Genomic DNA, 12,623 nt, shown 5'->3' with positions numbered 1-12,623 from the left:
TCGCATGATGACGCATTCGAGCGTTGCCGACCTCAGGCCCGGAACTGCCATCCAGCACCTCGTCAACGTGTCGGGCGGTAAGGACAGCACGGCCACGTATCTGAAGGCCATGGAGTCGGGTCGGGAGTTCCGCGCCGTCTTCGCCGACACCGGCAACGAGCACGAGGCGACTTACGAGTACGTCAGCCGCCTGGCTGAGCCCACTGGCGGCCCGGTAGTTGAGGTCGTACGCGCAGACTTCTCTCGCCAGCTTGCCATCCATCGGCAGACGATCCTGACAAAATGGCCTGCCGAGGGCATTGCGGACGAAATCGTCGCGGAAGCGGCCGCGCTCAACACGCCGAGCGGCAATCCGTACCTTGACCTGTGCATTCTCAAGGGCCGGCTCCCCTCACGCAAAGCTCAGTTCTGCACTGAAGAGCTGAAACAGCTGCCTATTTCGTCGCAGGTTGTCGGCCCGATGCTTCGTAGCGGTCCGGTCCTGCAGTGGCTTGGTATCCGCGCTGACGAAAGCGCTAATCGCGCCCAGCAGCGCCGCTATAACCGCCATGACGATGGATCAATCGTTTGGCGACCGATATTTCGCTGGAGTGTCGAAGATGTCTGGGCAATGCATCGCAAGCACGGCGTTCTTCCGAACCCCCTTTACGCGATGGGAGCGCGGCGCGTCGGCTGCTGGCCGTGCATCAACTGCCGCAAAGACGAGGTCCGCCTGATCGCCGATATGACGCCGGAACACATGGACCGGATCGAGCGGTGGGAGGCTGTGGTAGCAGCCGCCAACAAGCGCCGCATGGCGACGTTCTTCGCGCCGATCAATGGCGACATCCTGCCGATCCGCAACGTCATCGACTGGGCGCGCACGGGCCGCGGCGGCCGCCAGTACGACATCTTCATGCAGGACCAGGCCGGCGGCGGTTGCACGTCCGACCTGGGGCTTTGCGAGAGGGAGGCAGCATGACCACGAAGCGAATCACCCAGCGCGAGGCGCAGGCCCTGGGCCGGCGCGTTGCGCTCCTTGAGGAGCGCGAGGAAGACCGGCGGACCGCCTGGGTTAAGGACTACCCCGGGCACGTATATCGGCTCCGCCGTCCTCAGCGAGGGCGACGCGGCGAGGATTCGAACTGCTCGCCTGCTCGAACACGCCGTCGTTGCAACCTGCGTCAACGGCCTCGAAATCAACTTCTACGCACTGCCCGTGGCAAAGGACACCGACGCATGAGCACGATGACGCTCGCCAAGACCCGGGACCAGATCCGCGCGTTCGCGACCTTGCGGGAGAGAGACTGCACGGTCGTGAACTACTACGTCGAGATGAACGTGCTGGTGATGGACGACTGGTGGAAGGCGATCGACACCCACCTAGCGCTGGCTGGCCGTGAGGCGGCACAGCCGAAGCTCATCGGTTGGCGCATGGCCGACTACACGAACGAGACGGACAGCATCGACACCGCTCGTAACTGGTCGAGCAATGTGTCCGTCCTGCCCATCTTCGACGGCGACCCGAACACAAAGCTCGTCGCCACGCCGGATGTGAAGCCGTGAGCGTCGAATACATCCGCAAGGCCTACGGCGTTCCCGCCCGTCGCGGCGGTCGGGTCGAATATACAGGTGGTGGCAACCTTGAGATGGGCACAATTCGTTCTGCGTCAGGCGGTAACCTGAACATCAAGCTGGCCGGGATGAAGCACGCCATGCCTTTCCGCCCGACGTGGAAGCTTCGTTACCTGGATGCGTCTGCCGCAGGCGCTTCGTCACCATGATCCGCAGGATCCTGGCCGCCATTCTCGTACCAGTGGCTCAGTCTCGGAGGACCGGTACGCCGCATCCCGTAGACCATCGAAAGGTCAAGAAGCTCACTTTTAAGCGCCTCGGTCGCATCTATCAACCTTGCACGCAACTGTTCCGAGAGCTGTCCGCCGTAGAACCGCGTCGCCTCGCTTTGGCTTTCGATGACATCGACCAGCGCTTCCTTTGCACACTGCGCGCACTCTTCAGTTCGGTTCGATATGTGCAGCGCGTCGGCTTTCAAGCGATGGACGTTTGGCTCTACGCGCCGTATCCGCGCTTGGCTCGTGTCCATCGCTCGAATCGCCGCGCGAATTTCGCGCGAAAGGGTCGCCCACTGCTCATTCGTCCAGTTTCGTTCGACCGATTCGGCGTCGAAACGATTCATCGCACCCTCGACCGACCACAGCCGGAACAACGCGGGTTCATACGAGAGTAGGACGTAAGCAGCGATGTTTCGCCCTTGAACGTAGTCCGTCGCGAGGACGACGCAAAGCGCACCCCCGATGCCCGCCACGGCCCCAATTGCTGCTCCTACCAGGCCATTGACCGAATCTGGCAGTTTGAATCCGAGCTGCATCATCGTCACGACGCCGGCCAGATAGGCCAGCGCTATGACTATGAGAAGCCACGGATACATCGCTATCCACCTTGCTGCGCGACGGAGCCACTTACCCATGCGTGAACTCCTCATCCTGATGAATGGCGCCATGGTGCGCGAGCACGCGGCCGCCAGCAAACTACCCGCGATAGGGCTCGGGCTGAAGTGTTCGGTCGTTGCTGAGAACCCTTACCCGCTCGATGCCGCGGGCTCGCGCGATGTTCCAGGCCGGCTCCATGTGGTCAAAACCGACATCGTCTCGATCGCTTTCCACCATGCGGAGGTCGCCGTCTTCCTGACGCTCGAAGATCGTCCACGACCCATACCAATTCTCACGGAGCGTGTCCGAAATACTGGCCGCGCTCAACATCACCACGTAGTTGCCGACGGAGTCGATCATGGCTGAGCGTCCCATTCTCTTCAGTGGCCCGATGGTGCGCGCCATCCTCGAAGGCCGCAAGACGGTGACCCGGCGGATCGTGAAGACCCAGCCGCCCGAGGGAACAACTCACTACACCCCGAACTGGGTGCACAACTTTGTGCACGGGTACTTCGTGCCCATGAAAGGCTCTTCGACCAATGATCTGGAGCGATGGGGCGACGGTGCCATCCTGTGCCCTTACGGCGATGCCGGGGACATTCTGTGGGTCAAGGAGACGTTCTTCGCCTGGGGCGAGTGGACGGTTAGCTTCGATCAATCGAAGGGACGCGACGTATGGTCGTTCGTAGACCGCACTGTCGAGACGGGGCGCAAGTACGGCTATGCGGCGGACGGTGCCGCTGACTACACCCGGCCGAGGGAAGCCGGCAGGCTGCTGTGGTGGAAGCGGCCGACCCTCTTCATGCCGCGCTCTGCATGTCGGATCACGCTCGAGCGCGCCGCCACGTCGGTCGGTCGCGCTCAGGGGTTAAGCCCGGAAGACGCCCCCGCCGAGGGCGTTCCTGGCGACGCGCCCAGCCAAGAGGGGCGTGATCAGCTCCGCGACGCATGGCGTAAGCTGTGGACACGCATCAACGGGGAGCAGAGCTGGACCTCGAATCCTTGGGTCTGGGTCGTCGCCTTTCGTCGGACCTCAGGAGGCGCACAGTGATCAGGAAAGGGGCGTCGCGGGTGGTCTTTCTGCTCGGACCTTGGGCCATCAAGGTGCCGCGCCTAACCGAGCCCCACCGTTCGATCGGGCGACGCGCAAACCGAGATGAGCGACACCTGTGGGCGACCGATGCCAGGCGTCACCTGATGTGCCCAGTGCAGTGGGCTGATCGCCGTGGCTGGGTTCTCATCATGCCGCGCTGTACGCCCGTAGATCCTGTCGCCTACGAGGTGTGGGACGACGAGAACAGCTTCGAGATCCACGTTATCGGGGAGACCAGTTCGCCGTTTGAAAGAGCGGCCAAGGACGTTGGCCGCCTGCCAGATGGCCGCATTGTGTTCATCGACTATGGCGCTCGCGCGTACAGCGCTACCGATCCGGAGGTGCCCAATGGGGGCTGATGAGAAACTGTGCCTTTCCCGCGAGGAAATCGCCTAGCTGACCCGGGCCCACACCCGCGCGACCCAGCTCGCGTTCCTCCGCCGGAACGGGATCAGGCACCATGTCGACAATCAGGGCTGGCCGGTGGTGACGCACGCAGCGGTCGCTGGCGAGGCTCGCGAGCAGCCCAGGCCAAACCCGCGTGGCATCCGAACAAGGCGGCATAGGAGGGGAAGACGGCCTTCAAGACCTGACGCGGTTCCGCGCCTTCGCGCGCGCCGAAAGCCGTTGGGCGTAGTCCACTACTACTACGATCACGGCGGCAAGCCGCGCCGTGAGGAGCCGCTCGGCCCTGATTACGGGCTTGCGATCCAGAAGTGGGCGGACTACGAGCGAAGCCGCTACGCGAAGGAGAAGCTGGCCGAGGTCATCACCTTCCGGTACGTGGCCGACCGCTACCGCGCAGTGGTTATGCCGACAAAATCGCCGGCGACGCAGGCCTGCAATGCCCGGGAACTGAAGCAGCTGCTCGACTTCTTCGACGATCCTCCGGGGCCGCTAGATGCCATCGCCCCGATGCATGTAAGGAAATACCTGATTCACCGATCCAGCTCGCCGGTACGTGCCAATCGCGAGAAGGCCCTTCTCTCCCACCTTTGGAACTTCGCGCGCGACGCCGACTACACCAACCTGGCGAATCCGTGCGCGGGGATCAAGGGAAACAAAGAGAAGGCCCGGGACGTCTACGTCGACGACGCAACGTACCTAGCGTTCTGGACGGCGGCCGATCAGCCGCTTCGCGACGCCATGGACCTCGCGTACCTCACGGGTCAGCGGCCGGCCGATGTGCTTCGGATGCAGGAGACGGACGTTCGGGATGGCTCGCTCGAACTGACGCAGGCAAAGACGGGCGCGAAGCTGCGCATAGGCGTGACAGGTGAGCTTGCTGACCTGCTGGCCAGGATCAGCGAACGCAAGCGTGGGTATGCCGTACGGGCGATGCGGCTGATAGTCGATGAGGATGGAGGCCACTCACCGCAGCGAAGCTGCGTGGCCGTTTCGATCGCGTGCGCGAGGCGACAGGCCGGCGGTTTCAGTTCCGGGATCTGCGCGCGAAAGCAGCGTCCGACAAGACGGATTCGAGCGGCGATATCCGCCAGGCGCAGCACCAACTGGGCCACACATCAGTGGTCATGACCGAGGCCTACGTGCGATCGCGCCGAGGCGCCAAAGTCGATCCGACGAAGTGCTTGCGGACCGAATCAGGAATTGCGGACCGAAAAGCGGTCCGACTTTCGGGCTGTAGCCCTTGGTGCCCGGAGTGGGACTCGAACCCACATACCCTTGCGGATGAGGGATTTTAAGTCCCTTGCGTCTACCGATTTCGCCATCCGGGCGGAAAGAAAAAAGGCGCAGCCGCGGAAACGGTTGCGCCTTCAAAATGCGATGGAGGCCGAGGTCGGAATCGAACCGGCGTACGCGGATTTGCAGTCCGCTGCATGACCACTCTGCCACCCGGCCATCGCTTGCGCAGCGCGAGAGTAACCGCGAAGCGCTTAAAAAACAAAACCTCGGAGGTCCGAGGCTTTGTAGAATTACATGGAGCGGGAAACGAGACTCGAACTCGCGACCCCGACCTTGGCAAGGTCGTGCTCTACCAACTGAGCTATTCCCGCGTCGTTGTCCAGCTATTCTAAATCAGATCGCATTTGTGTCAACCACTTTACGCCGACTTTTTTTCACTTTTTTTCACGTCCTCTGAATCTCCCCGCAAACTGGGCCACGCGGCCCGCAGGTAGTCCAGTCCGGACCAGATAGTGAGGATGCCGGCGAGCACTAGGAGTGCCTCCCCGATGTTGTACGAGGCCAGGGATTCGGTGTCGTGCTGAACCAGCAGCACCACCAGGGCGACCATCTGCGCCAGCGTCTTCAGCTTGCCGAGGAAGGCCACCTTCACCTTCGAGCGCGCACCGATCTGCGCCATCCATTCACGCAGGGCGCTGACGCTGATCTCACGGCCGACGATCACCGAGGCGGTGACGGCGAGAAGCACGCCCTGCCAGCCGCCCGGATGGGACTGCACCAGCAGGAACAGGGTCACCGCCACCATGAGCTTGTCGGCCACGGGGTCGAGGAAGGCGCCGAAGGCCGACGTGAGGTTCATCCGGCGGGCCAGGTAGCCGTCGAGCCAGTCCGTGAATCCGGCGATCACGAAGACCGCCGCTGCCCCGAGATTGGACCAGCGGAACGGCAGGTAAAAAACGACGACCATGACCGGCAGCAGGAGCACGCGGAAGAGGGTCAGCCAGGTAGGCAGGTTGATTCGCATAGTCGGTCGCATGCAACTTAGGGATGAAGCATGGCATAGATGCGTTCGGCGAGGCCGCGATCAATCCCCTTCACGCTCATCAATTCTTCGACGCCCGCCGCTTCGACCCCCGCCAGACCGCCAAAAGCCTTCAGCAGCGCAGCGCGGCGACGTGCACCCACGCCCGCCACGTCTTCCAGCGTACTCCGCTCACGCGTCGCTTCACGGCGCCGGCGGTGTCCGCTGATCGCAAAACGGTGCGCTTCATCACGAACCGCGGCCACCAGATGCAGCGCGGGCGACGAGGTACCCGGATGCAGGGTCTTGCCGGTCTCGGCAAGCACCAGGGTCTCTTCTCCGGCACGACGCCCCGGCCCCTTCGCCACGCCCACCACGCGAATGCCTTCGACGCCGAGTTCGCGCAACACATCCACCGCCTGCCCCACCTGCCCAGCGCCACCGTCGATCAGAAGGATGTCCGGTTTCGCGCCGCCCTCCACCACTTTCTTGAAGCGGCGGGTCAGGGCCTGATGCATGGCTGCATAGTCGTCACCCGGTGTGATGCCCGCGATATTGAAGCGGCGGTAATGCGACTTCTCCGGACCCTCGGGACCGAACACGACACACGAAGCAACGGTGGCCTCGCCGCGCGTGTGACTGATATCGAAGCACTCGATCCGGCGAGGGGCTGCCTCGAGCTCGAGCACTTTCTGCAAATCGTCGAAGCGCGCCAGCAACGTATGCCGGCTGGCAAGGCGTGACGTGAGCGCCGCACTCGCGTTGCGCTGGGCCATCTCAAGGAAGCGCGCACGCTCGCCGCGGACGCTGGGCTTGAGCGATACGACGTAACCGGCGTGATCGGAAAGCACCTGCGCCAGCACGTCGATGTCTTCGACCGGATCGCTCAGCACCAGCTCACGGGGCACCTGCCGCTCCAGGTAGTACTGCGCGATGAACTGCGCCAGCACGTCGCCCACCGACGCATCGATCGGCAACCGCGGGAAGAAATCGCGCGACCCCAGGCTCACGCCATTGCGGAAGAACAGCACGCTCACGCAGGCCATGCCGCCTTCCAGGCAGCAGGCGATCACGTCCATATCCGCGCTGGCGCCTTGCACGAAGTGCTGGGCCTGCAGCTTGCGCAACGCTGAGACCTGATCGCGCAGCGTGGCCGCGCGCTCGAAATTCAGCGCCATGCTGGCCTGATCCATCGCCACGGCCAGCTCGTCGATCACCGCACTGCTGCGACCTTCAAGGAACATCTCGGCGTGACGCACGTCGTTCTGGTAATCGGGCACATCGATCAGGCGCACGCAGGGCGCACTGCAACGACCGATCTGGTGCTGCAGGCAGGGGCGTGAGCGGTTACGGAAATAGCTGTCTTCGCACTGACGCACCTTGAATAGCTTCTGCATCAGGCCAAGGCTTTCGCGCACGGCGAAGGTGCTCGGGTACGGCCCGAAATAACGTCCCGGCCCCGTCTTCGCGCCGCGATGGAAACCCAGGCGCGGATACTCTTCGCCCGCCGACAGATAGATGTACGGGTAGCTCTTATCGTCGCGAAGCACGATGTTGTAACGCGGCTTGAGCGACTTGATCAGCTGCGATTCGAGCAGCAGCGCCTCGCCCGCCGTACGCGTCAGGGTGACTTCCGCCCGCGCGATCTGCGACACCATCGAGGCGATACGCGGATCCATCGGGGGCTTGAGGAAGTAGTTGCTGACACGCTTCTTCAGGTTCGCCGCCTTACCGACGTACAGCAGCTCGTCCTCCGCATCGAAATAGCGGTAGACGCCTGGCGAGGTGGTGAGGTGGCGGACGAAGGCCTTGCCGTCGAACGGATGCGACTCGGTGTGCTCCATAGCCGACATTTTAGCGTGTCGGCGCGGACCAGACGCGAAAAACGCCGGCATGGGGTGGACCATGCCGGCGCTATGCCTTCCGTGGGCTGTCGCCGTCCTTGGGGGATGACAGTGGCGACAGGGATAGATTAAGGGTTCGCCCCCGGCGACGCCCTCGGGCTAGGCCGGTTATGGGTGTCGGGCTCGCCCTCGTTGCGCTGTAGGGGAAGCCTGACCCCATTCAGCGGCCGCCCGAGGCAAGCCAGCGCTCGGCCCGGACCAGGTCCTCGGCGGTGTCGATGCCCGGCGGGAACGGCTCCGGGGTCAGCTGGACCGAAATGGCGTAGCCATGCTCCAGCACGCGCAGTTGCTCGAGCGATTCCGCCCGCTCCAGCGGCGTCCTCGGCAGGGCTGCCAGCCGGCGCAGAAAGCCCGCGCGGTAGGCATAGATGCCGATATGACGCAGGAAGGGCACATCCGCAGGCAGGCTGTCCCGGCTCTGGGCGAAGGGGTCGCGCGCCCAGGGGGCCGGCGACCGGGTGAAATAGAGCGCGCGGCCGTTGCTGGCGCGGACCACCTTGACGATGTTCGGATCGAAGAACTCGTCGGCATGCGTGATCGGCGTGGCCAGCGTGGCCATGGGGGCGTCATCCCCCGCCAGGGTAGCCACCACGGCGCGGATGCCGGCAGCCGGGGCGAAAGGCTCATCGCCCTGCAGGTTGACCACGATGGTGTCTTCGGGCCAGCCGAAATTGTTGGCCGTCTCGGCGATACGGTCGCTGCCCGACGCGTGGTCTTCGCGGGTCATGCAGACCAGGATGTCCTCTCCGCAGCCGCGCAACTCGCGCGCGACCCGGTCGTCGTCGGTGGCGACGACCACCTGCGCGGCACCGGCCTGCCCTGCCCGGGTCGCCACGCGGCGGATCATCGATTCGCCGTCGATCTTCAGCAGTGGCTTGCCCGGCAACCGGGTCGAACCGAACCGCGCGGGCACGACGACGACGAAGGGTGGGAGCTTCTGAGCCATGACGACATCCGTAACAGGAAAGCAAAGCCTAACGCCTTCCCGAGACGGGGGCCATGTATCAGCCTGCGCTTTCCAGCTGAAAACCGACGCCGTTTGCCAGTTCCATGAAGCCGGGGAACGAGGTGGCGACATTGGCGCAGTCGCCGATGGTGATCGGCGCCGAGGCGACGAGGCCGGCGATGGCGAAGCTCATGGCGATACGGTGGTCGCCATGACTGTCGATCGTCCCGCCGCCGATCGTGCCGCCCTGGATCATCGCGCCGTCCGGCAATTCATCGAATTTCACGCCGCAGGCTTGCAGGCCCGCCGCCATGCTGGCGATGCGGTCCGATTCCTTCACGCGCAACTCGGCGGCACCACGAATCGTGGTGAGTCCATCGGCGACGGCGGCAGCGACGAACAAGGCGGGAAACTCGTCGATCATGTCCGGCACGATATCCAACGGCAACGCCACGCCGTGCAATCGCCGGTAACGGACGACGAGATCGCCGATGTCTTCACCGCCGCTGCTGCGCTCATTCTCCACGGAAATATCCGCGCCCATCAACTCAAGCGCGGCCAGAAGGCCCGTGCGACGCGGGTTCAGGCCCACGCCTTTCAGGCGCAACGCCGAACCGGGCACGATGCAGGCTGCGACGATGAAGAACGCCGCGGACGAGATATCCGCCGGCACATCCACGTCGACGGCGTGCAAGGTGTGACCACCTTCGACCGTCGCCTTGCCCGGCGAATACTCGATCGGCCAGCCGAAGGCCTTGAGCATGCTTTCGGTGTAGTCGCGTGTCGGATGCGGCTCGATGACTTCGGTCTTGCCCTCGGCGTACAGGCCGGCCAGCAACAGTGCCGACTTGATCTGCGCGCTGGCGACAGGCGGGTGATACGTGATGCCCTTGAGCTTCGATCCGCCATGAATGCGCAACGGTGGCTTGCCATCGTCCGTGTCGATCGACGCGCCCATCGTGGTGAGCGGATCGGTGACGCGACGCATCGGCCGGCGTGACAGCGACTCGTCGCCGACCAGCGTCGAATCGAAAGCCTGTCCCGCAAGCAGGCCGGCGAGCAGGCGCATGCCGGTTCCCGCGTTCCCGCAATCGAGGGGCTCGGTGGTACCGCGCAACCCGTGCAGGCCCACGCCATGCACGAGACGTTCGCCGGCAGCAGGCGTTTCGAAACGCACGCCGAGCTTGCCGAGGATGGCCGCGGTCGCGCGGGTATCCTCACCTTCGAGGAAACCGCGAATATGCGACGTGCCCTCGGCCAGCGCGCCAAACATCAGCGCGCGGTGGGATACCGACTTGTCGCCGGGCACGACCACGTCGCCGCACAAAGGGCCGGCAGCGGCACGGCTCAGCCAATCCAGGCGGGTCATGGCAGGTTCTCCAGAAGACGTTGCAGCTCGGCACGGCTACCGATGCTGATCCGCACCGTGTGCGGCAGACGGTAGCCACCCATCGGGCGGACGATCACACCGCGTTCGAACAGGTGAGCTTCGAAGGCAGCGGCATCGCGACCGAGGTCGACGAGCAGGAAGTTGGTTTGTGACGGGAGCACCCGCAAGCCGCGGGTCGTGAGTTCGTCGGCGAGCCATGCGCGATCGCGGTGGTTCGCCTCGCGTACGCGTGCGCGGTGTTCGTGATCGCCCAGCGCCGCTTCGGCAGCGGCCAGCGCCACACCGTTGACGTTGAAGGATTCGCGAAGCCGCTCGCAGACGGCGGCAACGGACGGGTGGCTGAGCATGTAGCCGATGCGCAGGCCCGCCAGCGCGTACGCCTTCGAGAATGTGCGCGTGACGACGAGATTCGGAAAGCGAGCGAGCAGGTGCATCGCCGTGCTCAGGCCCGGCGCATCCACGTACTCGTGGTACGCCTCGTCCACGACGACGAGCGTGTCCGCCGGCACCTTGCCGAGGAAACCCTCGAGCGCGGCGTCGGTGAACCAGGTGCCCGTCGGGTTGTTCGGATTGGCGAGGTACACCAGTCGCGTCGACGGCGTCACCGCCGCCGCGATCGCATCGAGGTCATGCCCGTAGGGCGCCACCGGATGGTCTGCTGGCAACGCGGGCACGGCAACGGACGGCGCACCGGCAGCGGCGGCGGCGATCGGAAACACAGCGAAGCCGTATTGCGAATGCACGACCGGGTGCTCGGCATCCGCGAAGCACTGCGCCAGCAACATCAACAGCTCATGCGAGCCGTTGCCCAACGTGATGCCGGCGACGGACACGCCCAGTTCCGTCGACAACCGGTGTTTCAGCGCAGCGCCGAGAGGATCGGGATAGCGCCAGATGTCTTCGAGAACGCGCGTGGCAGCCCGCATCGCCAGCGGACTCGGCCCGAGCGGGTTTTCGTTGGAACCAAGCTCGGACAACACCGCGCCGAATTGCAGGCGCAGCGCAGGAAGATCATGACCGGGATCGTAGGCACGCAGGGCCGACGTCGCCCGGTTGGCGAGCGTGGCTGCATCGAACGCGCCGGTCATGGCAACGCGACGGGGTAGGAGCCGAGCACGCGTACGTCCGCGGCGGCCGGTTTCATTTCCTCGAGCGCGGCCTGGAGTGCCTCGTCCTCGACATGGCCCGAGACATCGATGAAGAACGCGTACTGCCATTTGCCCGTATGCGCCGGGCGCGATTCGATGCGGTTCATGCTGATGTCGTGGCGCGCAAGCGGGCTCAGTACGTCGTAAAGCGCACCGGGCTTGTCCTTCACCGAGACGAGCAACGACGTGCGATCGTTGCCCGAGGGCGGGAAGATCGAACGACCGATGACAAGGAAGCGCGTGGTGTTGTCCGAGCGATCCTCGATCGGGCCAGCGATCGTTTTCAGACCGTAGACGCGGCCGGCGATATCGCCGGCGATCGCAGCGGATTCCGGCGCCAGTCGGGCCATGCGCGCAGCTTCGGCATTGCTCGACACCGGCACGCGCTCGGCGTCCGGGAGGTTCACACGCAGCCACGCCTGGCACTGCTGCAACGACTGCGGGTGCGAGAAGACGCGCTTGACGTCCTTCAACTCGCCGCTCAACGAGAGCAGGTTCTGGTGGACGCGCAGCTCCACTTCGCCGCAGATGGTGGCCTTGGAAACCAGGAACATATCCAGGGTCATCTGGATCATGCCCTGCCCCGAGTTCTCCACCGGCACCACGCCGAAGTCGGCATTGCCGGCAGCCACTTCCTGGAACACTTCCTCGATGCTGCCCAGCGGCAGGCCGTAGGCGGCGTGGCCGAAATGCTTGCGCACCGCCTGTTCGCTGAAAGTACCTTCGGGGCCGAGGAAGCCGATCTTCAGCGGCTGTTGCTGCGAAAGGCACGACGACATGATTTCGCGGAACAGACGCACCAGCTCCGCATTCGGCAACGGGCCGTCGTTGCGATCGATCACGCCACGCAGCACCTGGGCCTCCCGTTCGGGTCGGTAATATTCCACCGCCGCCTTCAACGGGCCTTTGGCCCGGCCGACCTGCTGTGCCCAACGGGCACGCTCGCTGATGAGCGACTGCAGTTGCTGGTCGATGCTGTCGATGCGCGTACGCGCCTCGACGAGCGTGGCTTGTTTGTCGGCAGGGGTCTTACTCATGGACGTCCAGG

General features: G+C 64.4%; 12 protein-coding genes, 3 tRNA genes and 2 pseudogenes. 7 read left to right on the top strand and 10 right to left on the bottom strand.

Annotated features, from left to right (window positions below):
- Positions 1-4 precede the first annotated feature (4 nt).
- Both HB634_RS06315 and HB634_RS06310 read left to right on the top strand, forming a co-directional pair.
- A complete protein-coding gene (locus HB634_RS06315; RefSeq protein ID WP_213947964.1) occupies positions 5-961 on the top strand; it encodes a phosphoadenosine phosphosulfate reductase family protein in 957 nt (318 codons plus the stop codon).
- Positions 962-1,218: 257 nt separating this feature from the next.
- Positions 1,219-1,545 carry a hypothetical protein gene (locus HB634_RS06310; RefSeq protein WP_213947963.1) on the top strand — a complete coding sequence of 109 codons (327 nt, stop codon included), beginning with the start codon at positions 1,219-1,221 and terminating at the stop codon, positions 1,543-1,545.
- Positions 1,546-1,723: 178 nt separating this feature from the next.
- Here the strand turns inward: HB634_RS06310 and HB634_RS06305 are convergent, their stop codons facing one another.
- The gene (locus HB634_RS06305) at positions 1,724-2,467 is read right to left on the bottom strand and encodes a hypothetical protein (protein WP_213947962.1); all 744 of its coding nucleotides are present in this window, start codon (positions 2,465-2,467) and stop codon (positions 1,724-1,726) included.
- Between HB634_RS06305 and HB634_RS06300 the strand changes: the two genes are divergently transcribed.
- The 5 genes and pseudogenes from HB634_RS06300 to HB634_RS06280 form a co-directional block, all read left to right on the top strand.
- Positions 2,466-2,795, top strand: a complete 330-nt coding sequence (locus tag HB634_RS06300) for a hypothetical protein (RefSeq protein WP_213947961.1) — start codon at positions 2,466-2,468, stop codon at positions 2,793-2,795. The genes HB634_RS06305 and HB634_RS06300 overlap by 2 nt on opposite strands.
- Positions 2,788-3,480, top strand: coding sequence for a hypothetical protein (locus tag HB634_RS06295; RefSeq protein WP_213947960.1), 693 nt, complete (start codon positions 2,788-2,790; stop codon positions 3,478-3,480). Before HB634_RS06300 ends, HB634_RS06295 begins: the two co-directional genes overlap by 8 nt.
- Before the next feature lie 191 nt (positions 3,481-3,671).
- Positions 3,672-3,881 (top strand): hypothetical protein, encoded by a 210-nt coding sequence (locus HB634_RS06290; protein ID WP_213947959.1) that lies wholly within the window; start codon positions 3,672-3,674, stop codon positions 3,879-3,881.
- A 37-nt stretch (positions 3,882-3,918) separates the two neighbouring features.
- Positions 3,919-3,972 (top strand): annotated as a pseudogene (locus tag HB634_RS23055) (hypothetical protein); the annotation flags it as partial.
- A gap of 96 nt (positions 3,973-4,068) precedes the next feature.
- A pseudogene (locus tag HB634_RS06280) lies at positions 4,069-5,108 on the top strand (tyrosine-type recombinase/integrase); the annotation flags it as partial.
- A 63-nt stretch (positions 5,109-5,171) separates the two neighbouring features.
- Here HB634_RS06280 and HB634_RS06275 read toward each other — a convergent pair.
- The 9 genes from HB634_RS06275 to pheA all read right to left on the bottom strand — a co-directional run bounded on the left by HB634_RS06275 (position 5,172) and on the right by pheA (position 12,612).
- Positions 5,172-5,258: transfer RNA gene (locus HB634_RS06275), tRNA-Leu, on the bottom strand.
- A gap of 50 nt (positions 5,259-5,308) precedes the next feature.
- Positions 5,309-5,382, bottom strand: a tRNA-Cys gene (locus tag HB634_RS06270).
- A 79-nt stretch (positions 5,383-5,461) separates the two neighbouring features.
- A tRNA-Gly gene (locus HB634_RS06265) sits at positions 5,462-5,537 on the bottom strand.
- Positions 5,538-5,584: 47 nt separating this feature from the next.
- Positions 5,585-6,190 carry a CDP-diacylglycerol--glycerol-3-phosphate 3-phosphatidyltransferase gene (pgsA, locus tag HB634_RS06260; RefSeq protein ID WP_213947958.1) on the bottom strand — a complete coding sequence of 202 codons (606 nt, stop codon included), beginning with the start codon at positions 6,188-6,190 and terminating at the stop codon, positions 5,585-5,587.
- A 17-nt stretch (positions 6,191-6,207) separates the two neighbouring features.
- Positions 6,208-8,031: an excinuclease ABC subunit UvrC gene (gene uvrC / locus HB634_RS06255; RefSeq protein ID WP_213948176.1), complete on the bottom strand. Its 1,824-nt coding sequence runs from the start codon at positions 8,029-8,031 to the stop codon at positions 6,208-6,210.
- A gap of 220 nt (positions 8,032-8,251) precedes the next feature.
- Positions 8,252-9,037, bottom strand: a complete 786-nt coding sequence (kdsB, locus tag HB634_RS06250) for a 3-deoxy-manno-octulosonate cytidylyltransferase (RefSeq protein WP_213947957.1) — start codon at positions 9,035-9,037, stop codon at positions 8,252-8,254.
- A 58-nt stretch (positions 9,038-9,095) separates the two neighbouring features.
- Positions 9,096-10,406 carry a 3-phosphoshikimate 1-carboxyvinyltransferase gene (gene aroA, locus HB634_RS06245; protein ID WP_213947956.1) on the bottom strand — a complete coding sequence of 437 codons (1,311 nt, stop codon included), beginning with the start codon at positions 10,404-10,406 and terminating at the stop codon, positions 9,096-9,098.
- Positions 10,403-11,515: a histidinol-phosphate transaminase gene (hisC, locus tag HB634_RS06240; RefSeq protein WP_213947955.1), complete on the bottom strand. Its 1,113-nt coding sequence runs from the start codon at positions 11,513-11,515 to the stop codon at positions 10,403-10,405. Before hisC ends, aroA begins: the two co-directional genes overlap by 4 nt.
- Complete coding sequence (pheA, locus tag HB634_RS06235) at positions 11,512-12,612, bottom strand: prephenate dehydratase (RefSeq protein ID WP_213947954.1); 1,101 nt, start codon at positions 12,610-12,612, stop codon at positions 11,512-11,514. The genes hisC and pheA overlap by 4 nt, the downstream gene beginning before the upstream one ends.
- Between the last annotated feature and the right edge of the window lie 11 nt (positions 12,613-12,623).

It is taken from the genome of Luteibacter sp. dw_328 (assembly GCF_018449605.1).
GTDB lineage: Bacteria > Pseudomonadota > Gammaproteobacteria > Xanthomonadales > Rhodanobacteraceae > Luteibacter.
Note: the sequence above shows the minus strand (reverse complement) of the source record. Positions and strands in the feature narration are given on the sequence as shown.